Raw genomic sequence first — 22,176 nt, 5'->3', positions numbered from 1 at the left:
GGGTCACCTCGCCACTCTCCGCCGTCCACCGGCGCGTCCGAGCAGAGGACGGAACGCGGCTACGATTGCAGCCGCAAATTCGGGATCGTTGATGTTGCGCCTGATGCGAATGAGCTGGCGGTTGCCGGTCTGGCGCACCGTCCGCTCCAGTGCGCGGAACAGCGCCGCGTCGGCGTCAGGATCCCAGAACGGCTGGCCCGACGCATCGAGCGCGGAGACGCCGCCCTCGGGCAGGAAGAAGCGCACGGGCCCATCCATCTGGTTCAGCCGTTCGCCGATCCAGCGGCCCATGCGCTCGTTCTCTTCCACTGTCGTCCGCATCAACGTGACCTGCGGGTTGTGGACGTGGAATTTGCGCTGGCGGTAGCGCTCCGGAATGGTGTCGGGCGCGCCGAAATTGACCATGTCGAGCGCGCCGACCGAACCGACATAGGGCACGCGGCTGCGGATGATCGCCCCGAAGCGATCGTCGGTGGCTGGGAAGACGCCGCCCATCAGGAGATCGCAAATCTCTGTGGTTGTCAGATCGATGACGGCGGCGAGCTGTCCGGAATCGACGAGCTTCTCCATCGAGCGGCCGCCGACGCCTGTGGCGTGGAACACCAGACACTCGAAATCGTCCTTCAACGCGGCCGCGATCTTCTGCACCGCAGGCGTGGTCACGCCGAACATGGTGATGCCGACGGCGGGAAGGCCGCTGCCGGTCTCGCGCTGGCGGGCGCTGCGCTCGTCGAGACGCGCTTTGACCATGCCGGCCAGCGCATTGGCGCCGTTGAACAGCACCGCGCGCGAGATCGAATTGAGGCCTTGGACGTCGGTGACCGAATACATCATCATGATATCGGCCGGGCCGACATAGGGGCCGACGTCGCCCGAGGCGACGGAGGAGATGATGATCTTGGGCACGCCGACGGGCAGGGTGCGCATCGCGGGGGCGACCAGCGAGGCGCCGCCGGAGCCGCCGGCCGAGATGATGCCGGCGACGTTGCCCTGCCGGCGCAGCCATTTCGCGAAAGCGTCCGCCATCGCGTTGACCGAGGCGCCGCGATCGGCGCCGAACACGCCCGATCCGCCGCGGCCATGGTTCAGCGCGATCTCCTGGGCGGAGACGTCGCAGGTCGTCTGCTTGCCGCTGGTGGAGACGTCGACCAGGCGGGTGCGCAGCCCGCTTGCCGCGATGATGTCGCGGATGAAGCGGAGCTCCGGTCCCTTGGTGTCGAGCGTGCCGACGACCAGCACGGCCGGCGGGCCCGCGGTCTGCACAGTGGCCGGTTCGCGTCGCTGCCGGGTGCTTTCTTCGAGCCGTGTGACGCCGACCGAATGCGTTCGCGCGGCGGCCTCGATGCGGGCGATCGGCACCGGCTGCGACCAGCGCGTCGGCGGCGTGGGGTTGGAGATGTAGATGCGGACCGGGCCCTTGGCACGTGCAGGCCGCGGCGCGGCGTCCGCCTCGGGCTTTGCGGGGCCGGCGTCGATATCGGCTGCAACATCGCCATGGAGCCCGACGCCGAGCAGGCGCTGCTGCAACTCGCGGTCGGCGGCCAGCCGCACGGAATCGATGATGCGGTTGATGCGGCCGTTGACCATGATGGCGACGTTCTTGGAGACCGCCGTCGCCACGCCGATGTTCTGCTCGATCACCAGCACCGACATGTCGCCGTCTTCGCCGAGGCGGACCAGCATCTCCTCGACCTGTGCGACGATCACCGGCGCCAAGCCCTCGGTTGGCTCGTCCATGATCAACAGATGCGGATTGGTCAGCAGCGCGCGCGAGATCGCGAGCATCTGCTGCTCGCCGCCGGAGAGCTGGCTGCCGCCATGATCCTTGCGCTCGGCTAGGCGGGGGAAGGTGTCGTAGATCCGCTCGATCGTCCACGGGCCGCGGCGCATCCCGCCCGCGAGCTGCAAATGCTCGTCGACGCTGAGCGAGCGCCACAGGCGCCGGCCCTGCGGCACATAGCCGACGCCGAGCCGCGCGATCCGGGCCGGGCTCATGTGCGTGACGTCCTCGCCGCGAACGCGCACCGAGCCGCCGCTGGCTCGCACCAGGCCCATGATGGTCTTGCACAGCGTGGTCTTGCCCATGCCGTTGCGGCCGACCACCGAGAACACGCCGGAATCCAGCGTGAGGTCGACGCCCTGCAGCGCATGCGAATGGCCGTAATAGACGTCGAGGCCTCTGACCTCCAAGGCGGGCCCGGCGCGGCGGGCATTATTCATGGCCGCCTCCGAGATAGAGCTCCTGCACTTCGGGATCGGACTCGATCTCGCGCGGCAGGCCCTCCTTGAAGACGCGGCCGTTGTGCATCATCGTGACGCTTTCGACGACGCGCAGCGCGACATCCATGTCGTGCTCGATGATGATGTAGCCGATATGCGCAGGCAACGAGGTCAGGATCTCGATCAGCTCGAGCCGTTCCGCCGGCGACAGGCCCGCCGCCGGCTCGTCGAACAGGATGAAGCGCGGCGCGCCGGCGAGTGCGAGCGCGATTTCGAGCTGGCGCTGCTGGCCATGGGCGAGCTCGGCGACGCGCTGGTCTTTCACGGCGGTGAGGTGGACCGCCTGCACCAGCGTCTCCGTCGCATGCATCAGCGCATCGTTCGCTCCCGGACGCAGGAAGGAGAAGCGTCCGCGCGAGACGCCGCGGCAGGCGAGGTAGACATTGTCCTGCACGGTGAGGCCCGGGAACAGCGCCGATATCTGGTAGGTACGGCGCAGGCCGCGGCGGATCCGCTCATAGGGCGGAAAGCGGGTGACGTCCTCGCCGAAGAAGCGGATGGTGCCGGACGAGGGCGGGAAATCGCCAGTGATGCAGTTGAACAGCGTGGTCTTGCCGGCGCCGTTGGATCCGAGCACCGCGCGCCGCTCGCCGGGGCGCACCGTCATCGTCACGTCGGTGAGTGCGGCCAGCGCACCGAACAATCGCGTCACGCCGCGCAATTCCAGCGCGGCGCCGGCGCCGACCGCGGAGAGGCGATGGGCGACGCTATCCATGGCGGCGTCCAGCGGTGCTGCTTGAGGTTCGTGTCTGGCGGCGGCGCCAGCGCTCCCAAAGGCCGATCACGCCATCCGACGACCAGAACACGATGGCGAGGAAGCCGAGCCCGATCAGAAGGCGGAAGCGATTGCCGTCGAGTCCGAACTTGATCAGGACATCGAGCGCGAAGGTGCGCAGGATCACGAAGATGAGCGCGCCGATGAAGGGGCCGACCGGTCGGGTGATGCCGCCGACCACGGCGATGATCAGGATGTCGATGCAGCGCTCGACGCCGACTGAGCCGGGCGAGATCTGCCGGTAGTTCCAGACCTGCAATACGCCGCCGAGCCCGGCAATGAAGGATGCGAACGCATAGGCCGCCACGCGGTGGGCATTGACGTTGAAGCCGAGCGCCGCCATCCGGCGAGAATTGTCGCGCACGCCCTGCAGCGCCAGCCCGAATGGGGCGCGCGCGACATATTGGACCGCGAAATAGCAGAGCGCGGCGACGCCGAGGATTAGATAGTAGAAGGGGATATCGGAGCGCCAGTCAACGCCCCAGAACTGCGGCGTGGCGACCGTGTTGATGCCGGTATGGCCGTTGAAGATGGCCCAGTTCTGGTTGGTGAAATAGTAGAACGCAGCGCCGATCGCGAGCGTGATCATGATGGTGTAGATGCCCTCGGTGCGGACCGCGAGCGCGCCGCCGAGCGTGCCGAAGATCGTCGCGAGCACGAGCGCCATCGGCGTCGCCAGCCACCACGGCCAGCCGAGGCTGATATTGGCGTTGCCGCTGACGCCGAACACCGCGACCATGTAGCCGGCGAAGCCCGCAATGGTGAGCTGCATCAGGCTGACCATGCCGCCATAGCCGGCGAGGAACATCAGGCTGAGCGCGATGATGCCGAGGATCAGCGAGGTGCCGAAGATCTCGATCAGGAAGAAGCCGCTCGCGATCAGCGGCATGATCACGAGGATCAGCGCAACCAGCCAGGCAGCGGGGTTGTTGAGTTCGGGCCAGGCGCGGAACTTCGGACGTTCCACCGCATTCGCTGGTGCATGAAGCTGCGTCAACGACATGTCATCGCCTCGCCAGCAGGCCCTGCGGCCGCAGCGCCAGGACCAGGACCATGATCAGGAAGGTCACGACGATGGCGTAGGTCGGGATGTAGACGGAGCCGAGCTGCTCGGCGAGGCCGATGATGACAGCGCCGAGCGCTGCGCCCGGGATCGATCCCATGCCGCCGACGATCACGACCACGAGCGAGGCGAGCAGGAAGCGCGTATCCTCGCCCGGCGAGATCGACTGGAAGGTGCCGCCGACCACGCCGGCAATGCCGGCAAGTCCAGCGCCGAGCGCGAACACCAGCACGAACACGGCCTGGATCTGGACGCCTGTCGCGGCCAATATGTCGCGATCATCGACTCCCGCCCGCACGATCATGCCGATCCGCGTGCGGTTCAGCGCCAGCCACATCGCGATGCCGATCACGACGGAAGCGGCGAAGATCGCGAGCCGCACCATCGGATATTGCAGATAGACCGGCTCGCCGGAGGATTTGACCGCGGTGATGAACGGAAGCTGCACCGGGCCGATCAGCCAGCTCGGCGTCGGGATCTGGTAGAAATCGCCGCCGAACACACACAGCATCAAATCCGCGAACACGATCGCAAGCCCGATCGTCACCATGGTTTGCCGCAGGTCCTGCCCCTCCATGCGGCGGAACACCAGGATCTGCAGGAGCACGCCGACGAGGCCGACCGCGAGGAAAGCAACCGCGAAGCTCAATATCCAGGAGCCGGTCCAGCTGCTGATGGCGTATCCGACATAGCCGCCGAACAGATAGAGCGAGCCGTGCGCCAGGTTGACGTTGCGCATCAAGCCGAAGATCAGCGTGAAGCCGCTCGCGACGAGGAAATAGAGGCCGCCGAGCGTGATGCCGTTGAAGATGGCGTTGAGGAAGACGCGCTTGCGGCCGATCGCCTGCTCCAGGCCCGGCGGCCACACCGCGAAGACCAGCCACAGCAGGAGCGCGACCGCGATGATCGCGATCAGCGCCCATGCCGGATGGCGTTCGATGAACCGTGCCATCGACGTGCGTTCCCTCAAGGCTCGCGATCGTCTTTTTCGGATCGCGTTGTCCGCATCTTAGTGCGGGCCGAGCGGGCGGATTTGACCGGGAGTATCTTTTATCAGGGGCGCAGCACCTTGGCGGCGCGGCGGTAGTCGGTCGGGGCCATGCCGACATTGGCGGCGAAGAAGCGGGTGAAGCCGCTTTGCGAGGAGAAGCCGAGATCGTAGCCGATATCGGCGATCGGCGCTTCGGTGGCGACCAGCGCGTCCAGCGCCTGCTCCATCATCACCGTATTGCGATAGAGGTGCGGCGTGACGCCGGTCTGGGTGCGGAACAAGCGATAGAAGTGCGGCCGCGACAGGCCGGAGGCGCGGGCGATCGAATCCAATTCGATCTCGGCGCCGGGGCTTTCGGACAATAGTTTGACGGATCTGCGGATGCGAAAATCGGTGATCGCCGCAGTCGTGCGGATTTCCTGCCGGGCTTCGGTTTGCCGCCAGCTTTCCTCGTAGCTGAGATCGATCAGGCGCCGCAATTCGCCATCGAGGCTCTTGAGCGAGGGGGCACCGCACACAAGCGCCGCGGTGTGGCGGATCAGCCGGTCGAGCGTGTCGCTGCGCTTGAAATGAGTGCGGCCGAAGCGCAGGCCCTGCGTGCACGGCGTGTCGGGCGCAAACCATTCCGCGTTGACATAAAGCACGAAGAAGATCGCGCCCCTGTCCATGTCCGCCGGCAGGAAGTTGTGCGGCTCCCACGGGTTGACTGCGACGACGGAATCCTCGGTGAGGAGCCGGCGCTGATCGCAGACGTCGATCTGCGCCGGTGTGCCGCCGACATGGAAGATCAGATGTCCTTCGCGGTGCGCATGCACGTTGAAGGGACGGTTCAACTGATAGACCGTCGCGCGACCGAACCGGCCGTGGAAGACGGCAAGCGCTTTGCTCATGCCCTCCCTCCCGCGGGATGTTTTTGATCTTTTCAACCAGCGTTCAACATCCGAAGGAAGAACGCAAGCGTGAGAACGCCGCGCGGCCGTCAGCCAACAGTCGGTTCGCACCTGCAAAAATTAGGTCAGTACTTCTTGCATTCCGGGATGGTGCGGCTTGGCAGGCCGATCTTGGCAAACACGGCAGGATCGTAGCCGAGCGTCTGGTTCACGTTCGGGATCACCTTCACGACCTTGCTGAACAGGGCGCCCTTGCCGTCATCCACCACCTCGGTCACGAAATTGGTGCCGATTGCCTGCCGGTTGGAATCGAGCTTGATCTTGCCGTTGGGCGCGTCGAGCTCAATTTTGGCCAGCGCCTCCTTGAGCTTTGCCTGGTTATTGCTGAGGTCGCCATTGACCTCACGCAGCGCCAGGATCAGCGCCATGGTCGAGCCGTAATAATTGGTGGCGAGCAGCGAGGGGCTCGGGAAGCGCTTGTTCGGCGGGAAGGAGTCCTGATAGGCTTTCACGAATTTCTGCCAGCCGGGATCCTCCCAGGTGTCGGCCTGGCCGCTTGCCGCGATGGTGCCGATCAGCGCGTTCTTGGCGTTGCCCTTGGAGGACAGGATGGTCTGGTCGATCATGATCGAGCCGCCCATCAGATGCGCCTTGCCGCCGGCCTGCTGATACTGATTGAGGAAGTTGACGGCATCGGCACCGCCGAGGCCGAGATAGATCGCATCGACATCGTCGGGCAGAGCGGCGATCACGGAGGCGAAGTCCTTGGTGCCGAGCGGCACCCATTGCCGGTTCGTGACCTGTCCACCGGCGCCGCAGAATTCAAGCACGAGGCCGAACACCTGGGTGTAGATGAAGGAGTAATCTTCGCCGACGGTCGCGATCTTGCGATAGCCCTTGGTGTCATAGGCGTATTTGCCGAGACCGACCTGCCACTGCGCGCCGTCCATGTTGTAGCGGAAGAAGTTCGGGGCCGGGTCGACATAGGTCGTCTCCTGCGCACCGGACGCGGCGTTGACGAAGGTCAGCTCGGGACGTGACTTGGCAAAATTCTTGACCGCGATGCCTTCGTCGCCGGACAGCGGCGACAGCAGGATCTGCACCTTGTCCTGCTCGATCAGCTTGCGCACCGCGCGCACCGCGGAATCGGGCGTCGCATCCGTCGAGGCGATGACGAATTCGAGCTCCTTGTCGCCGACCTTCTTGCCGAGCGTGTTGAGCGCGGTCTGGAAACCGCGGATGCCGTCCTCGCCGAGCACGGTGTAGGTGCCTTCGAGCGTTGCGGTGACGCCGACCTTGATCCTCTCCTGCGCGACTGCGGCGCCTGAAAGCAACAGGCTGCCTAGCGCGATCAGTCCCACACTGCCTTTCAACATCGCTCTCCTCCTCCCATTTTGCAGCGTCTTGCATGCGGCCCGCGTGTTTGCGACGGCCGCGACGTCTGGTTGTTGGGTGAAGGCTAACCGATGGCGGACGCAGCGCGGACGTCTTCGTGCCGCGCGGCTTGACGGGCAGTCTCATTTTGCATGCTGCGCCGCAGCGAGCTCTGGTGTGGGATTGCTGTGCGGACGGTGAAAGCAAAGAGGGCGGCGTTTCAATCGCTTTGAAACGCCGCCCTCTCTGATTTCTAATTTATCGCTTGAGACAGCCTTTAAGGCTTCAAGCGGCCGCTCTGAGGTCGTAGCGATCGAGGTTCATCACCTTGGTCCAGGCCGCCACGAAGTCCTTCACGAACTTCTCCTTCGAGTCGGTGCAGGCATAGACTTCGCCGATCGCACGGAGCTGCGAGTGCGAACCGAAGATCAGGTCGACGCGGGTGCCGGTCCACTTCAGCTCGTTGCTCTTGCGGTCGCGGCCCTCGTAGACGCCATTCCCGACGTCACTCCACTGCGTGCGCATGTCGAGCAGGTTGAGGAAGAAGTCGTTGGTCAGCGTGCCGGGCTTGGTGGTGAGGACACCATGCTTCGACTGGCCGACATTGGCGCCGAGGACGCGCAGTCCACCTAGCAGGACCGTCATCTCCGGCGCGGTGAGCCGCAGCAGTTGCGCGCGGTCCACCAGGGCTTCCTCGGGCTGCATGAACTGATGCTTTTTGCCGATGTAGTTGCGGAAGCCATCGGCCCGCGGCTCGAGCGGGGCGAAGGAGGCGACATCGGTCTGCTCCTGCGAGGCGTCCATGCGTCCGGGCGCGAAGGGGACCTTCACGTCGGTGCCGCCGTCCTTGGCGGCCTTCTCCACCGCGGCGCTGCCGGCGAGCACGATCAGGTCGGCGAGCGAGACCTTCTTGCCGCCCTTCTGCGATCCGTTGAACTCGCTCTGGATGGCTTCGAGCTTCTGCAGCACGCTCTTGAGCTGCGTCGGCTCGTTCGCCTCCCAGTCCTTCTGCGGGCTCAAGCGGATGCGCGCGCCGTTGGCGCCGCCGCGCTTGTCCGAGCCGCGGAAAGTGGACGCCGAGGCCCATGCGGTCGAGACCAGCTGCTGCACCGACAGGCCGGAGGCGAGGATCTTCGCCTTCAGCGCTTCGACATCCTTGTCGTCGATCAGCGGATGATCCACGGCCGGGATCGGGTCCTGCCAGATCAGCGTTTCCTTCGGCACCAGCGGGCCGAGATAGCGCACGATCGGACCCATGTCGCGGTGGGTGAGCTTGAACCAGGCGCGGGCGAAGGCGTCCGCGAACTGGTCCGGGTTCTCATAGAAGCGGCGCGAGATCTTCTCGTAGGCCGGATCCATGCGCAGCGACAGGTCGGTGGTCAGCATAGTCGGCAGACGCTTCTTCGACTTGTCGAAGGGATCTGGAATGATAGCTTCGGCTCCCTTGGCCTGCCACTGCCAGGCACCGGCCGGGCTTTTCACCAACTCCCATTCGTACTTGAACAGGTTCTCGAAGAAGTAGTTGCTCCACTGCACCGGGGTCTGGCTCCAGATCACCTCGGGGCCGCCGGTGATCGCATCAGCGCCGATACCGGTGCCGAATTTGCTCTTCCAGCCGAGGCCTTGATCCTCCAGCGCACCAGCTTCCGGCTCCGAACCGACGAGCGACGGATCGCCGGCGCCGTGGGTCTTTCCGAAGGTGTGGCCACCGGCGATCAGCGCAACGGTTTCCTCGTCGTTCATCGCCATCCGGAAGAAGGTCTCGCGGATGTCGTGCGCCGCGGCGACCGGGTCCGGCTTGCCGTTCGGGCCTTCCGGATTGACGTAGATGAGGCCCATCTGCACCGCGCCGAGCGGCTCGGCCAGCTGGCGCTCGCCGCTGTAGCGTTCGTCGCCGAGCCAGGTGCCTTCCGGACCCCAGTACAGTTCTTCCGGCTCCCAGACATCGACGCGGCCACCCGCGAAACCAAACGTCTTGAAGCCCATCGATTCCAGCGCGACGTTGCCGGCAAGAACCATCAGGTCAGCCCAGGAGATCTTGCGGCCGTATTTCTGCTTGATCGGCCAGAGCAGGCGGCGGGCCTTGTCGAGGTTGGCGTTATCCGGCCAGCTGTTGAGCGGGGCGAAACGCTGCTGACCGGCGCCGGCGCCGCCGCGGCCGTCTGTAATGCGGTAAGTGCCCGCGCTGTGCCAGGCCATGCGGATCATCAGGCCGCCGTAGTGGCCGAAGTCGGCGGGCCACCATTCCTGGGAGTCCGTCATCAGGGCGGTCAGGTCCTTGATGACCGCGTTCAGGTCGAGCGTCTTGAATTCCTTGGCATAGTCGAACTCCGCGTCCATCGGATCGGACAGGTCGGAATTCCGGTGCAGAACCTGGACGTCCAAGTGGCCTGGCCACCAGTCACGGTTGGTAAATCCGTGTTTTCCGCCCGCGACCGGGCATTTTGTCTTGTCATCCATCATCGCCTCCTTCGGCAGTTTCTGGTCGGGTCTGGTTGGCAGTTTCTGGTCGGTCTCGAACGACTCTAAACGACCGTTATCATCAGGTGAAATTGACTTTCGTGATTGTACCGATAAGATATCCTGATGATCCAGTTTACCCTGCGACAGCTTCGTTATTTTGACGCGCTGGCGCGTCACGGCCATTTCGGGCGTGCGGCGGAGGCATGCGCCATCACGCAGCCGGCGCTCTCGATGCAGATCAAGGAATTGGAAGAGGCGCTCGGCGGCGTGCTGCTCGAGCGCAGCGCCCGGCAGGTCGTGCTGACGAAGTTCGGCGAAGAACTCGCCCAGCGCGTCCGCGAAATCCTGCGTTCGGTCGATGAACTCGGGGACTTCGCGCGGGCGTCGCGGGACCAGCTCGTCGGGCGCTTGCGCATCGGCATGATCCCGACGATTGCGCCCTATCTGCTGCCCAAGGTGATCGCCAATCTCACGCAGATGCATCCCGAGCTCGACATTCACGTTCGCGAAACGGTGACGCCGAAGCTGATCAAGGAGCTGGCGGAAGGCCGGCTCGACACGGCCATTGTCGCCCTGCCGGTGTCGGAACCTTCGTTGACCGAGGTCGCGCTGTTCACGGAAAATTTCCTGCTGGTGCGGCCGGGCGAGGATGAGGGAACGCCGGTGCCGAGCAGCGAAGCGCTGCGCGAAATGAAGCTTCTCCTACTGGAAGAAGGACATTGCTTTCGCGAACAGGCGCTGTCGTTCTGCAACATGAAATCATCGCCGCCACGCGAGGTGCTGGAAGCAAGCTCGCTGTCCACGCTCGTTCAGATGGTCGGCGCCGGCATCGGCGTTACTTTGATTCCGGAAATGGCCGTGGGGGTGGAGACGCGCTCGGCATCGGTATCGGTCGCCCGCTTCAAGGACCCGCAGCCCTCACGAACCATTGGCATGGTCTGGCGCAAGACCAGTCCTCTCGCCAGACAGCTCATGCAGATTTCCGAAGTGGTTTGTCTGTCAGCCGATGCGTTGCGCGAGCAGCGCGCTCCAAAGCCATCATCGCGATTGCGATCCCGGATCGCGCGCTAGCCGCTGTCGCGCAGCACCAGTTCGAAGCCGAGATCGATCCGGCGTTCACCGCCGCGTTCGAGCGTCAGTGTCGCGGCGGTGCGGCCGATCGCATCGCCATGGACGCTGATGGTGCTCAGGCTCGGCGAGATCAGCCGTCCCATCTCGAGATCGCCGAGGCCGATGACGGCGACCGGCTGCGCCGCGGCCGGGCCGTCGCGCAGCAGCCTTGCCTTGCGCAGGCCGGCCATGAAGCCGATGGCATGGGCGTCGTTGGCCGCGAACACGGCATCGACACCAGGCAAGTTCGCATGCGCGGCGACACTGCCGGACGCGTTGCGTTCGAGGATCAGCCGGCGCGGCGGTTGTAACCCGTGCGCCAGTGCGTGGTCCTCAAAGCCGAGCCATCGCCGCGTGCCGCGCGGGTCGTCGCCGCCGATGAAGGCGAGATGCTGACGGCCCTGCGCGATGAAGTGCCGCGCGACCGCGACGCCGGCCTCGTAATTGTCGAAACCGGCAACGGCATCGATCGGATCGATCGGCAGCTCCCAGGTTTCGACGATCGGAATCCGCGCGTGACGCAGCAGGCGCTTGCCGTCCTCGGTTGCGGGCGAGCCGACCATGATGATCGCTTCCGGCCGCCGCGACAGCAGCGCCGCGAGCATGCGGTCCTCGCGCGCGGCGTCGTAGCGCGACTGCGCGAGGATCACGGAATAGCCGAGCGGTTCGAGCTTGTCGGAGAGGCCCTGCACGGTGTCGGCAAAGATCGAGTTGGCGATCGTCGGCACCAGCACGCCGACCGAATTGGTCTTCGCACTCGCAAGCGCTCCGGCGACCAGGTTGGGCACGTAGCCGAGTTCCCGCATCGCCTTCTCGACCCGGGCGCGGGTTTCCGGCGCGACCAGATCCGGCAATCGGACCACGCGGCTCACGGTGATCGATGAGACGCCGGCGCGTTTCGCCACCGCCGACAGCGTCGGGGCCGCCTCGTCGGAAATGATTTCGGTCTCGGTCAGGTTGGAACCCATGGCGGCGGTGAATCTGCACGATTCCGGATTGCGCATCCATAGTGACAGCGCTAGCATCGCATATGATAGCGCTAACATTCAGCCATGGTAGCGCTAGCATAACAAAAGGAGGAACCGCCGTATGATTTCAGACGAAGTGGTCCAGGCCTACCGGCGCGACGGGGTGATCGTCGTCCCCGAGGTGCTCGATAAGGATACTCTGGCGCGGGTCCGCACCGTGCTGGCTGAACTGGTCGCCGGTGCCGCTGATGTCACCGAGCACACCGACGTCTATGACCTCGAACCCGGCCACACCCAGGAGAACCCGAGAGTCCGCCGCATCAAGGCGCCGCACAAGGTGCACCCGATCTTCGATCAGATCGTGCGCAGCGAGCCGGTCATCTCCATCCTTACCAAGCTGATCGGCCCTGGCCTGCGCCTGCATGGCTCCAAGCTCAACATGAAATCCGCGCAGTACGGCTCGCCGGTCGAGTGGCATCAGGACTGGGCGTTCTATCCCCACACCAATGACGACATCCTTGCGATCGGTGTGCTGCTCGACGACTGCGATCTGGAGAACGGTCCCATGCTGGTGACGCCCGGGTCGCATGTCGGCGACACCATGTGGGATCACCACGGCGAGGATGGCTGCTTCGCCGGCCTGATCGATCCGGACCTGATTCAGGACGAGATCAAGCGTGCGGTGCCATGCATCGGCAAGGCCGGCAGCATGTCGTTCCATCACGTGCGCGCGCTGCACGGCTCGGCGACCAACACCTCGAACCGCCCGCGCAACCTGCTGCTCTATGAGGTCGCGGCAAGCGATGCCTGGCCTCTGGCCGGCGTGAAGGACTTTGCCGAGTTCGACAGCCGTCTGCTCGCCGGCGGCTCGGTGGTCGCGCCGCGCATGACCAGCGTTCCCGTGCGCATGCCGCTGCCGCCGCCGAAGCGCCAAGGCTCGATCTACGAAACGCAGTCCGCGTCGAAAAAGAGCTACTTCACGCGCGCTGCCTGAAAGAAATCTGACGAAGCCCGCGGGGAGCAACTCCCGTGGGCTTCGCGCTTGCGACGACCAAAAAACAAATCAACAGGGATGGAAACCAATGACCGAGCTCAAGGCCGGCGGCGCCGGCCAATCGCGTTTACGTGTGATCCTTGCTGCGAGCGTCGGCTCCGCGCTCGAATGGTATGACTTCTTCCTCTATGGCACGGCGGCTGCGCTGGTGTTCGGCGAGCTGTTCTTTCCCAAGAGCGATCCCGTCGTCGGAACGCTGCTGGCATTCCTGACCTTCGGTGTCGGCTTCGTGGTGCGCCCGTTGGGCGGCATCATTTTCGGCATCATGGGTGATCGCTATGGCCGCAAGCCGGTGCTGGTCGCGACGCTGCTGATGATCGGCGTCGGCACTACCGCGATCGGGCTGCTGCCGACCTACAATCAGATCGGGATCTGGGCGCCATTGCTGCTGGTCGCAATGCGCGTGGTGCAGGGCCTTGGCGCCGGCGCTGAATATGGCGGGGCGGTGATCTATCTGGTGGAGAACGCGCCGGCGAGGCATCGCGGCTTCTGGGGCGGCTTCGCGCCGCTTGGCGTATCCGTCGGCAATCTGCTTGCCGCAGGCGCCTTTGCGCTGGTGACCATGCTGCCGCGCGAGGCGATGTTGAGCTGGGGCTGGCGCCTGCCGTTCCTGGCGAGCTTCCTGTTGATCCTGGTCGGCATCTTCGTGCGCCTGCGCGTGACGGAAACGCCTGTCTATACCGAGGCCGTCGTCGCGCGCGGCAAGGTCGAGCGCAACCCGGCCATGGAGGCGCTGCGCCAGCATCCGCGCAACTTCCTGGTCGTGCTCGGCGCGCGGATGGCCGAGAACGGGCTCGGCTATTTCTTCCCGGTGTTCGGCCTCAGCTACGTCATCACCACCGTGGGCGTCCCGAAATCGGAGGCGCTGAGCGCGCTGATGCTCGCATTCACCGTCGAACTGTTCGCGATCCTCGGCTTTGCGGCGCTGTCCGATCGCATCGGACGGCGGCCGGTCTACATGTTTGGCGCGCTCGCCGGCGTGGCGCTGGCGTTCCCGTTCTTCTGGATGGTCGGCACCAAGGAGTGGATCTGGATCGCGGTGGCCTTCATCCTGGCACGGGCCGTGGTGACGGCCGCGATGTTCGGACCGCAAGCGGCTTACTTCGCCGAGCTGTTCCCGCCGCAGCGGCGCTTTGCCGGATTCGCGTTTGCGCGCGAGCTTGGCTCGCTGCTTGCCGGCGGTCCGGCCCCGTTCGTCGCAACGGCGCTGGTCGCGGCCTATGGCAGTTGGTGGCCGGTCGCCTGCTACGCGATGTTCCTGTCGCTGTGTACGGTGATCGCGGTGTGGATCGGGCCCGAGACCTATCGGGAGGATATCGCCGCCGACGAGCCGGTGGTGCAGCACGACTTGCCCGTGGCGATGCCGCAGCGGGCCTGAGGGCAGCGCAGCCACTCCGCGTCCAGTCGCCGCTCTGCTTCATGTAGCGGCGACTGGCCGACGCGCTGCCTCGGGTAAGCCGCCACTATGACGGCAGCGGTTTGCCGGCCTGTTCATTGACGATGTACTCGGCGTACCAGTCGGGCCAGTTCTCATCGCGCTGGCCGCCATTCCGCTTCTCGTGCTCGCCATGCGCGGCCGCCGCACGCCGGAGCGCGCTCGCGAGATCGGTACGCGAGGCGAATGTCGTGCCGTCCGTGTCCACCCGTCCCGGCAAACGCGCGGTGATTTCCTGGACCAGCCAGCCGTTGCCATCAGGATCGCTGAAGGAGACAAACGACTGGTAGCTGCCACGCTCGGGATCGGGGCCGCTGACCCGCAGCCGGCCAAATAGATAGGGTTCGTCAGTGCCAGTGTGCACGTCGCCGCCGCCGTGGAAGGCCTCGCTGACCTTGACGCCGCGACTGAGCAGATCGTTGCGGGCGGCCTCGATGTCGGAGACGACCAGATAGAGGCCTTGCGCGGAGCCGGGCGCCGCCGCGGTGACGTTCTTGCCGAAGATGACTGAACAGGGCGAGCCAGGCGGCGTGAACTGGATCACGCGCCAGTCACCAGCGGCGAAGTCGGCATCGAGCCTCCAGCCAAGGTTCGCGTAGAACTGCTTCGCGCGGTCGACATCCGAAACGGGAATGACGACGATCTCCAGCTTCATGTCGACCCGCACTCTCGCGCCTTCGGTTGCACCCGTCATGGATATCTCCCTGGTCATCGGTTGGCGTGCCTGTTCATCTCACATCGATTGCCGCAGCGGCCTGAACGCGGCTCGGATCTCCGCGCTGAAGAGCTCCGGCTGCTCCCAGGCCGCGAAGTGGCCGCCCTTCTCGACCTCGTGGAAATAGATGAGGTTGCGATAGGCGCGTCGGGCCCAGGTCTCCGGGGCTTGATAGCTTTCCCCCGGAAATACCGTGATGGCAACCGGCAGCGAGATCTCGGAAGTCTTTTCTCCGGCCGCCAGCACAGGGCTGCGCCCACCGCCGTATTCCCAATAGATCCGCGCCGCCGACGTTGCGCTCTTCGTCAGCCAGTAAAGCGTGATGTCGTCGAGCACCTCGTCAGGCGACTTTTCTGGATCGCTGTTGTCGTAGGTCCAATTCGTGAAGCCGGGATGGCCGAGCATCCATGCTGCGAGACCTGTGGGAGAGTCCGCCGAGGCGTAGCCGATGGTCTGGGGCCGCGCGCCCATGATCACGGCGTACGACCTGTTGCCTTTTTTGGCTGCCGCGCTGAGCGCGTCGAACGCCGCGCGTTCCTTCTCGGACAGTCCCTCCGGCGCCGGCCCACCGGCGGCGATCACAGCGGCAATCTCTGATGGCACGACCGCCGGCAGGTTGATGTGGATGCCGAGCAGGCCTGCCGGCGCCAGGCGCGCCATCGCGCTCGACACGGGCGAGCCCCAGTCGCCGCCCTGCGCGACGTATTTCGTATAGCCAAGGCGCTGCATCAGTTCCGCCCAGCTTCGCGCGATGCGGTCGGGACCCCACCCGGTGTCGGTCGGCTTGCCGGAGAAGCCGAAGCCCGGCATCGAAGGGATGATCACGTCGAAGGCGTCCTGCGCGCGTCCGCCGTGGGCAGTCGGATCCGTGAGCGGACCGATGACCTTTAGGTTCTCGAACACCGAGCCCGGCCAGCCATGGGTGATGATGACCGGTAGCGCATTGGGATGCCTGGAGCGGACGTGAATAAAATAAATATCGAGGCCGTCGATCCCGGTCATGAACTGGGGCAGAGAGTTCAGCTTCGCTTCCGCCTTTCGCCAGTCGTAGCCTTTGCCCCAATATTCGACGAGCGGCTTGAGCTTGCCGAGCTGGATGCCCTGCGACTGGTCATTGACCGTCTCGCGGTCGGGCCAGCGCGTCGCTACGATCCGCCGGCGAAGCTCGACGAGGTCTTGCTCGGGGATGTTGACGCGGAAGGGCCGGATCGCATCGCTTGTGTCGGCCGGCGCCGGATAGGCAGGAAACAAGTTGGCCGCGCTTGCGACAGCGATTCCCATCGCGGTGGCAGTCAGCACCTTGCGCCTGTCCTGGTTGACGATCTCGGGATTCGTTTGCTCCGCCGCGACTGCGACGGGTGTCTCGATGCGAGCGGTCATTGAACTGTCTCCTTTGAATCAGAAGTCGTCGACAAAGCAGCGATCAGTTCGGCGGTCGTCACCGTTTCGAGGAAATGGTCGGGACTCTTCGGTTCCTTCTCTCACGCGATTTCACGATCATTTTATGCCCGCATCGGGACAGATGGGATGCGGATCCACACAGGATTTACGATCTATTTGAAATGATAGTTGTCATCCAACGGGGAACTGCCCCAATCTGGCTTGGAGCCGCATATGGGTGAAGTCGTTCGATTTGTTCCAAAGTCTGAGCTCGAGCGGGCCCGGCTTATCCGGGAAGCGCGTGCGATCTACGACGCCATATTCCCAGCGGCGGATGAAGCCAGCTCACAGCAGGACGACGAAACGCCGCAACGCCGGTGATTTTACCGTTAGACGGCTGCCTTGGCGCGCATTGAGCGCTCCGGCCTCGATCGAAATATATCATTGGCGCCAGCGGCGGCGGTCGACGCGCTTGCATTCGACGTCTTCCCGCGATCAACCGCGCTGACATCCCCACCTTATTACAGAGAATCTCCCCGGCGCGTTAGCCGGGCATGGTTCATCCCGCCGCCACTGTGGTGATGCCCGCGCCCCCTCGGATCGCGCGGAGAAATACCTTTACCGCTGGCTCGACTGCCAACCGCGGCCGAACCCCCTTGAGTTCAGCCAGGAAGTGCGTGTAAACGGGTTACAGAAAAATAGAGCACCGTTCTGCTCTGCAGAACAAACGGCCCGGAGGAATCGAGCGTGAACCCTGATGCGGCATCGACCGACCGGCCATCTGTTGCGTTCGACAATCAGGTGGTCGATGCGTTCAAGACCATTCCAGAGTTGCTGTCGCGCGACGAGAAGCTGATCGGCCGCGGCCGGCTGCTTGACGTGGAGTGTCTGCTCGGACCCACGGTGCAGCCCTTTCATGTGACCATTTGCGGCGGGCGCATCCTCGATATGACTCCCGCGCCGGTGCTGATGCGGTCCTGGCGCTTCGCCTATCGCGCGACGCCGGCCGCGTATCGCGCCTATTGGCAGGCGGTGCCGACGCCGGGCTGGCACGATCTGCTCGCGCTTACCAAGCGCGGGGAGGCGACACTGGAAGGCGATCTGCATCCCTTCATGTCGCACCTGCAGTACTTCAAGGATCTCCTGGCGCTGCCACGTCGCAGCGGATTGGTGAGCGCGCCATGAGCGGCTTTGTCGAACCGATCGTCGGACGCTACGTCCATGTCGAGATCGATGGCGAGATCAACCGCATCTATTTCGAGGAGAATGGCACCGGTATTCCCCTGGTCTGCCTGCACACCGCCGGCTCCGATGCGCGGCAATGGCGCCATTTGCTGGTCGACGAAGAGTTCACGAAGCGATTCCGCATCATCGCGTTTGATATGCCCTGGCACGGCAAGTCGAACCCGCCGGACAGCCAGTATGGCGACGAGTACAGGCTGACGACGGCGACCTACACCGCCACCATCCGCGCCTTCTGCAACGCGCTGAGGCTCGATCGGCCGGTGGTGATGGGCTGCTCGATCGGCGGGCGTATCGTCCTCAATCTTGCGATCTCGCACGCCAGCGAGTTTCGCGCGTTGATCGGCCTTGAGGCCGCCGATTTCCAGCAGCCCTGGTACGACACGGCATGGCTGAACCGGTCCGATGTCCATGGCGGCGAAGTTTGCGCGGCGCTGGTCTCGGGCCTGATCGCGCCGAACGGTCCAGTGGTCGCGCGCGACGAGACCCTTTGGGGCTACAAGCAGGGCGGTCCCGGCATCTTCAAGGGCGATCTCTATTTCTACCGGGTCGACGGCGATTTGCGCGGCCGCGTCGGCCAGATCGATGTGCGCCAGTGCCCGCTCTATCTCTTGACCGGCGAATACGATTTTTCCTGCACGCCGGAGGACACGCTGCGTACCGCCGCGAGCATTCCCGGCGCCAAGGCCACGATCATGGAGCGGCTTGGCCATTTCCCGATGAGCGAGAATCCGGCGCAGTTCCGGGCCTATATCGCTCCAGTGCTGCAGGACATCGTGGGCAGGCAGAATACTTGAGTTAGGCAGGGAGGCGTATTGATGAAGTTGCGTTTGATGATCGCGGCCGTGCTGGCCGCGCAGGTGAGTGTCGCGTCGGCAGCCGATAACGTCATTCGAATCGGCGTGCTCAACGACCAGTCCGGTGTGTTCGCCGACAATGGCGGTCGCGGCTCGGTGGCCGCGGCGAAGCTCGCGGCGGAGGATTTCGGCAACGAAATCCTCGGCAAGAAGATCGAGATCATCACGGCCGATCACCAGAACAAGCCGGACATTGCCTCCGCCACCGCGCGCAAATGGTTCGACAATGAAGGCGTCGACATGATCGCCGATGGCGCGGCATCCTCCGCGGGTTTTGCCATCCTCGAAATCGCGCGGCAGAAGAACAAGATTTTCGTGATCAGCGGCCCAGGCTCGTCCGACTTCACCGGAAAGTCCTGCTCGCCGATCAGCTTTCACTTCAACTACGACACCTATGCGCTGTCGAAGCTGACCAGCGATGCGATCACGCGCGCCGGCGGCAAGACCTGGTATTTTGTCACGGCAGACTATGCGTTCGGCCATGCTTTGCAGTGCAGCGCGACGCCACCAGGTTCATCGAGGCCGCCGGCGGCAAGGTGATCGGTTCGGCCGCGCACCCGCTCGGCACGGCGGACTTCGCCTCGTTCCTGCTGCAGGCGCAAGGCTCGAAGGCCGATGTCGTCGGGCTTGCGACCTCGGGCGCGGACGTGCAGACCGCGATCAAGCAGGCCGGCGAGTTCGGCATTGTCGAAGGCGGGCAGCAGCTGGCGGGTCTCCTTGTCTTCATTACCGACGTCAACTCGCTCGGGCTGAAGGCGACGCAAGGCCTGCAAGTGACGACCTCCTTCTACTGGGACCTCAACGAGGACACCCGTGCCTGGTCGAAGCGCTATGCGGCGTTGATGGATGGCAAGGTCGCCAGCATGGTCCAGGCCGGCGTCTATAGCGGCGTCCACCACTATCTCGCCGCGGTGAAGGCGGCCGGAACGACGGATGCGACCGCCGTTGCCGCCAAGATGCACGAGATGAAGGTCAACGACATGTACAACAAGGATGTCGCAATTCGTCCTGATGGACGGGTGCTGCACACCATGTATCTCGTGCAGGTGAAGAAGCCGGAAGAATCGAAGTACAAGTACGATTACTACCGAATCGTCAGCTTGAGGCCTGGCGAAGAGGTGTTCCGGCCCATGAGCGAAGGCGGCTGTCCGCTGGTCAAGTGAAGTTATCGAGACGGGCGGGGCGCCGCCCCAAAGTGTGAGGAGAATGCCTGCATGACAGGGACAATCGGGTTCATCGGTCTTGGCGTCATGGGCGAGCCGATCTGCCGTAATCTGGTGCGCAAGAGCGGACAGAAGGTGCTGGCGTTCGACCTTTCGGCGGAGCCGCTGGCCCGGATCGTCGCCGATGGCGGTGTGGGCGCCGGGTCGATTGCCGATGTTGTCAGCGGCAGCGAGATCACCTTCATCTGCCTGCCGAGCGCGAAGCATGTGTCATCGGCCTTCGAGGGCGGCATCGCGCAATCGATCCGAAGCGGTCAGACCGTGATCGACCTCGGTACCTCCGAAGTCGGCATGACCCGCGAGTTTGCGCGGCGCCTGGCGGAAAAGCGCGCGCTGTGGATCGACGCGCCGATCGCGCGCACCCGCCAGGCGGCGCAGGATGGCACGCTCAGCGTGATGGTCGGCGCGACGGCCGATGCGTTTGCCAAGGTCGAGCCGGTGATCCGGCATTTCGCCACCGACGTCACGCTCTGCGGCGGCACCGGCGCCGGCCAGGTGACGAAGATCCTGAACAACATGGTGCTGTTCGAGACGGTCAATGCGCTGGCGGAAGCTGTTGCTGTTGCAAGCCACAGCGGCGTCGAACCGAAACTGCTGCTGGAAACCCTGTCCAAGGGGTCGGCGGACAGTTTTGCGCTCCGCAATCACGGCATGAAGGCGATCGTGGCGAAGGAATTCCCGCTGCGGGCGTTCTCGACCGAATATGCACTGAAGGATCTGACCTATGCGCTTGAGCTGGGTGGCCAGGCCGGCCTGAACCTGCGGGGCGCAGCGCTCCTGCGCAGCATTTTCGAGGAGACGATCGACAAGGGGATGGGGGATGCGTATTTTCCAGTCATCGCAAAGCTGATCGATCCCGCCGGCTTCTCCAAATAGGAAGTACCATGCGTTCGCCCGGCGTTGCCGCCGTTGACCGTGCGCTCACCATCCTGGGGGCGTTCGAGGAAAAGCCGGAGCCGATGAGTCTCGCCGAGCTGTCGCGGCACACCGGAATGTACAAGAGCACGCTGCTGCGGCTGATGACCTCGCTGCAGGAATTCGGCTATCTCGTGCAGCTCACCGACGGCCGCTACCATCTCGGGCCGACGCCGTTCCGATTGGGCGCGATCTATCAGCGCGCCAATAATCTGCATGATCAGGTGATGCCGGTCCTGCGGCAACTGGTGGCCGCGGGCACGGAAAGTCCGTCGTTCCACGTCCGACATGACGGCAGGCGCCGCTTGTGCGTGTTTCGCATCGATTCCCAGCACTCGACGCTCGACCGCGTCGAGGCCGGCATGCTGCTGCCGCTCGACCGCGGCGCCGCAGGACGAGTCATCCTGGCGTTCGATGGCGAGAGCGGCGAGGCCTACGATCCCATCAGGAAGGGCGGCATTGCGGTTTCGTTCGGCGAGCGCGACCCGGACTGTGCCGGCATTGCCTGTCCCGTGTTCGGGCCGAACGGCAAGCTCGTCGGCGCGCTGTCGCTGTCCGGCCCCAAGCCGCGCTTCACCAAGGACAGTATCAAGACGATGTCATCGCTGCTGTCGCAAGCGGCGGCGCGGCTGACGCACTCGCTCGGCGGCCCGACCGAGCTCCTGGACCGCGCTATCCCACCGCTCGAGGGGACGGCGCGTACGCAGCGGCGGGCAAGGAAATAGCGCGCAGCGTGCGCTATTGCTTCTGCAGAAGTTTCAGGCGGCAGCGCAGCGCTTCCCGGATATGGGTGCGCGCCAGCTTCTCCGCCTTGTCGCCGTCGCGGGCCGCGATAGCGCTGATGATGGCGCGATGTTCCCTGCGGCTGGTCGACGGGCGGCCGGCCACGGAGAACGTGGTGGGGCCGAGCAGCGCAATCCAATCCTGCAGCTCCCTGGAAGCATTATCGAGATAGCGATTGCGGGCAGCGCGGCAGATCGCTTCATGGAAGGCGCGGTTGAGCTCTGCCATCTCGACTGGATCGTCCGGGTGTTCCGCAAAGGCCTGCTCGATGTCGGTCAGGGCATCGATCTCGGGCTGCGAGGCGTGTTCGGCGGCGAGCCGGGCGGCCGAGCCTTCCAGGATCTCGCGCATGGTATAAAGCTCGAGCACCTCGCCGATATCGAGGCTGCGGACGATCAGCCCCCGTCCGCCCGCCGGCGCCACGAAACCGCGCGCCGCAAGCCGACCCAGCGCTTCGCGTACCGGCGTGCGGCTGACCTTCAGCCGCTGTGCCACCTCTTCTTCCCGCAGCCGGTCTCCGGCCCGATAGGCTCCCGCCTTCAGCGCCTCGCACAATGAGCGGAACACGGCTTCCCCAAGCTGAACGCCGGAACCGCGCGAAATCGATCCGATCGCCTTGTTTGGCCGCTTTGCCATCCTGTCTCCGGTCGCAAAGCGC

The 22,176-nt window shown here is 64.7% G+C and carries 19 protein-coding genes and 1 pseudogene; 9 read left to right on the top strand and 11 right to left on the bottom strand.

All coding sequences use genetic code 11. The annotated features are described in order from the left end of the window. Nucleotides 1–3 precede the first annotated feature (3 nt). The 7 genes from ACZXDY_RS10075 to katG form a co-directional block, all read right to left on the bottom strand. Nucleotides 4–2,220, bottom strand: coding sequence for a Tm-1-like ATP-binding domain-containing protein (locus tag ACZXDY_RS10075; protein WP_464345380.1), 2,217 nt, complete (start codon nt 2,218–2,220; stop codon nt 4–6). Further along, nucleotides 2,213–2,995 (bottom strand): ABC transporter ATP-binding protein, encoded by a 783-nt coding sequence (locus ACZXDY_RS10070; RefSeq protein ID WP_208826079.1) that lies wholly within the window; start codon nt 2,993–2,995, stop codon nt 2,213–2,215. The genes ACZXDY_RS10075 and ACZXDY_RS10070 overlap by 8 nt, the downstream gene beginning before the upstream one ends. After that, complete coding sequence (locus ACZXDY_RS10065; protein WP_464345379.1) at nt 2,988–4,058, bottom strand: branched-chain amino acid ABC transporter permease; 1,071 nt, start codon at nt 4,056–4,058, stop codon at nt 2,988–2,990. Before ACZXDY_RS10065 ends, ACZXDY_RS10070 begins: the two co-directional genes overlap by 8 nt. 1 nt (nt 4,059) lies before the next feature. Further along, nucleotides 4,060–5,070, bottom strand: coding sequence for a branched-chain amino acid ABC transporter permease (locus ACZXDY_RS10060; protein WP_464345378.1), 1,011 nt, complete (start codon nt 5,068–5,070; stop codon nt 4,060–4,062). A 101-nt stretch (nt 5,071–5,171) separates the two neighbouring features. Beyond that, complete coding sequence (locus ACZXDY_RS10055; protein ID WP_464345377.1) at nt 5,172–5,999, bottom strand: helix-turn-helix transcriptional regulator; 828 nt, start codon at nt 5,997–5,999, stop codon at nt 5,172–5,174. 125 nt (nt 6,000–6,124) lie between these two features. After that, nucleotides 6,125–7,375 carry an ABC transporter substrate-binding protein gene (locus ACZXDY_RS10050; RefSeq protein WP_464345376.1) on the bottom strand — a complete coding sequence of 417 codons (1,251 nt, stop codon included), beginning with the start codon at nt 7,373–7,375 and terminating at the stop codon, nt 6,125–6,127. A 283-nt stretch (nt 7,376–7,658) separates the two neighbouring features. Next, the gene (katG, locus tag ACZXDY_RS10045; RefSeq protein WP_464345375.1) at nt 7,659–9,833 is read right to left on the bottom strand and encodes a catalase/peroxidase HPI; all 2,175 of its coding nucleotides are present in this window, start codon (nt 9,831–9,833) and stop codon (nt 7,659–7,661) included. 126 nt (nt 9,834–9,959) lie between these two features. Between katG and ACZXDY_RS10040 the strand changes: the two genes are divergently transcribed. Continuing rightward, on the top strand, nt 9,960–10,907 hold the full coding sequence (locus ACZXDY_RS10040) for a LysR substrate-binding domain-containing protein (protein WP_464345374.1): 948 nt from the start codon (nt 9,960–9,962) through the stop codon (nt 10,905–10,907). On the opposite strand, the gene ACZXDY_RS10035 is transcribed toward ACZXDY_RS10040, so the two are convergent. After that, the gene (locus ACZXDY_RS10035) at nt 10,904–11,914 is read right to left on the bottom strand and encodes a LacI family DNA-binding transcriptional regulator (protein ID WP_464345373.1); all 1,011 of its coding nucleotides are present in this window, start codon (nt 11,912–11,914) and stop codon (nt 10,904–10,906) included. The two genes, ACZXDY_RS10040 and ACZXDY_RS10035, sit on opposite strands and share 4 nt — an antisense overlap. A gap of 121 nt (nt 11,915–12,035) precedes the next feature. Between ACZXDY_RS10035 and ACZXDY_RS10030 the strand changes: the two genes are divergently transcribed. Together ACZXDY_RS10030 and ACZXDY_RS10025 are read left to right on the top strand one after the other, a co-directional pair. Further along, complete coding sequence (locus ACZXDY_RS10030) at nt 12,036–12,908, top strand: phytanoyl-CoA dioxygenase family protein (protein WP_464345372.1); 873 nt, start codon at nt 12,036–12,038, stop codon at nt 12,906–12,908. Between the two features lie 88 nt (nt 12,909–12,996). Next, on the top strand, nt 12,997–14,346 hold the full coding sequence (locus ACZXDY_RS10025; protein ID WP_028162208.1) for an MFS transporter: 1,350 nt from the start codon (nt 12,997–12,999) through the stop codon (nt 14,344–14,346). 85 nt (nt 14,347–14,431) lie between these two features. On the opposite strand, the gene ACZXDY_RS10020 is transcribed toward ACZXDY_RS10025, so the two are convergent. Both ACZXDY_RS10020 and ACZXDY_RS10015 read right to left on the bottom strand, forming a co-directional pair. Next, nucleotides 14,432–15,097 carry a VOC family protein gene (locus tag ACZXDY_RS10020; RefSeq protein WP_464345371.1) on the bottom strand — a complete coding sequence of 222 codons (666 nt, stop codon included), beginning with the start codon at nt 15,095–15,097 and terminating at the stop codon, nt 14,432–14,434. 39 nt (nt 15,098–15,136) lie between these two features. Further along, complete coding sequence (locus ACZXDY_RS10015) at nt 15,137–16,498, bottom strand: epoxide hydrolase family protein (protein WP_464345370.1); 1,362 nt, start codon at nt 16,496–16,498, stop codon at nt 15,137–15,139. A 234-nt stretch (nt 16,499–16,732) separates the two neighbouring features. Between ACZXDY_RS10015 and ACZXDY_RS10010 the strand changes: the two genes are divergently transcribed. The 6 genes and pseudogenes from ACZXDY_RS10010 (at nt 16,733) to ACZXDY_RS09985 (ending at nt 21,460) form a co-directional block, all read left to right on the top strand. Then, a complete protein-coding gene (locus ACZXDY_RS10010; protein ID WP_165435076.1) occupies nt 16,733–16,879 on the top strand; it encodes a hypothetical protein in 147 nt (48 codons plus the stop codon). A 366-nt stretch (nt 16,880–17,245) separates the two neighbouring features. Next, complete coding sequence (locus ACZXDY_RS10005) at nt 17,246–17,683, top strand: hypothetical protein (protein ID WP_464345369.1); 438 nt, start codon at nt 17,246–17,248, stop codon at nt 17,681–17,683. Further along, nucleotides 17,680–18,537, top strand: coding sequence for an alpha/beta fold hydrolase (locus tag ACZXDY_RS10000; protein WP_464345368.1), 858 nt, complete (start codon nt 17,680–17,682; stop codon nt 18,535–18,537). The genes ACZXDY_RS10005 and ACZXDY_RS10000 overlap by 4 nt, the downstream gene beginning before the upstream one ends. Before the next feature lie 21 nt (nt 18,538–18,558). Continuing rightward, a pseudogene (locus tag ACZXDY_RS09995) lies at nt 18,559–19,760 on the top strand (ABC transporter substrate-binding protein). A 51-nt stretch (nt 19,761–19,811) separates the two neighbouring features. Beyond that, nucleotides 19,812–20,696, top strand: a complete 885-nt coding sequence (locus ACZXDY_RS09990; protein ID WP_464345367.1) for an NAD(P)-dependent oxidoreductase — start codon at nt 19,812–19,814, stop codon at nt 20,694–20,696. A gap of 8 nt (nt 20,697–20,704) precedes the next feature. Continuing rightward, the gene (locus ACZXDY_RS09985) at nt 20,705–21,460 is read left to right on the top strand and encodes an IclR family transcriptional regulator (protein WP_464345366.1); all 756 of its coding nucleotides are present in this window, start codon (nt 20,705–20,707) and stop codon (nt 21,458–21,460) included. Between the two features lie 13 nt (nt 21,461–21,473). On the opposite strand, the gene ACZXDY_RS09980 is transcribed toward ACZXDY_RS09985, so the two are convergent. Further along, on the bottom strand, nt 21,474–22,154 hold the full coding sequence (locus ACZXDY_RS09980) for a GntR family transcriptional regulator (protein ID WP_165435077.1): 681 nt from the start codon (nt 22,152–22,154) through the stop codon (nt 21,474–21,476). Between the last annotated feature and the right edge of the window lie 22 nt (nt 22,155–22,176).

The organism is Bradyrhizobium sp. LeoB3 (assembly GCF_055456055.1).
Note: the sequence above shows the minus strand (reverse complement) of the source record. Positions and strands in the feature narration are given on the sequence as shown.

Bases quoted from the DNA above. Each gene is read 5' to 3' on its own strand.
- ACZXDY_RS10000 (WP_464345368.1), top strand. From the start codon at position 17,680: ATGAGCGGCTTTGTCGAACCGATCGTCGGACGCTACGTCCATGTCGAG.
- katG (WP_464345375.1), bottom strand. From the start codon at position 9,833: ATGGATGACAAGACAAAATGCCCGGTCGCGGGCGGAAAACACGGATTT.
- ACZXDY_RS10030 (WP_464345372.1), top strand. From the start codon at position 12,036: ATGATTTCAGACGAAGTGGTCCAGGCCTACCGGCGCGACGGGGTGATC.
- ACZXDY_RS10040 (WP_464345374.1), top strand. From the start codon at position 9,960: ATGATCCAGTTTACCCTGCGACAGCTTCGTTATTTTGACGCGCTGGCG.
- ACZXDY_RS10055 (WP_464345377.1), bottom strand. From the start codon at position 5,999: ATGAGCAAAGCGCTTGCCGTCTTCCACGGCCGGTTCGGTCGCGCGACG.
- ACZXDY_RS10060 (WP_464345378.1), bottom strand. From the start codon at position 5,070: ATGGCACGGTTCATCGAACGCCATCCGGCATGGGCGCTGATCGCGATC.
- ACZXDY_RS10020 (WP_464345371.1), bottom strand. From the start codon at position 15,097: ATGACGGGTGCAACCGAAGGCGCGAGAGTGCGGGTCGACATGAAGCTG.
- ACZXDY_RS10010 (WP_165435076.1), top strand. From the start codon at position 16,733: ATGGGTGAAGTCGTTCGATTTGTTCCAAAGTCTGAGCTCGAGCGGGCC.
- ACZXDY_RS10075 (WP_464345380.1), bottom strand. From the start codon at position 2,220: ATGAATAATGCCCGCCGCGCCGGGCCCGCCTTGGAGGTCAGAGGCCTC.
- ACZXDY_RS09990 (WP_464345367.1), top strand. From the start codon at position 19,812: ATGACAGGGACAATCGGGTTCATCGGTCTTGGCGTCATGGGCGAGCCG.
- ACZXDY_RS10070 (WP_208826079.1), bottom strand. From the start codon at position 2,995: ATGGATAGCGTCGCCCATCGCCTCTCCGCGGTCGGCGCCGGCGCCGCG.
- ACZXDY_RS10015 (WP_464345370.1), bottom strand. From the start codon at position 16,498: ATGACCGCTCGCATCGAGACACCCGTCGCAGTCGCGGCGGAGCAAACG.
- ACZXDY_RS10035 (WP_464345373.1), bottom strand. From the start codon at position 11,914: ATGGGTTCCAACCTGACCGAGACCGAAATCATTTCCGACGAGGCGGCC.
- ACZXDY_RS10065 (WP_464345379.1), bottom strand. From the start codon at position 4,058: ATGTCGTTGACGCAGCTTCATGCACCAGCGAATGCGGTGGAACGTCCG.
- ACZXDY_RS09985 (WP_464345366.1), top strand. From the start codon at position 20,705: ATGCGTTCGCCCGGCGTTGCCGCCGTTGACCGTGCGCTCACCATCCTG.
- ACZXDY_RS10050 (WP_464345376.1), bottom strand. From the start codon at position 7,375: ATGTTGAAAGGCAGTGTGGGACTGATCGCGCTAGGCAGCCTGTTGCTT.
- ACZXDY_RS10025 (WP_028162208.1), top strand. From the start codon at position 12,997: ATGACCGAGCTCAAGGCCGGCGGCGCCGGCCAATCGCGTTTACGTGTG.
- ACZXDY_RS09980 (WP_165435077.1), bottom strand. From the start codon at position 22,154: ATGGCAAAGCGGCCAAACAAGGCGATCGGATCGATTTCGCGCGGTTCC.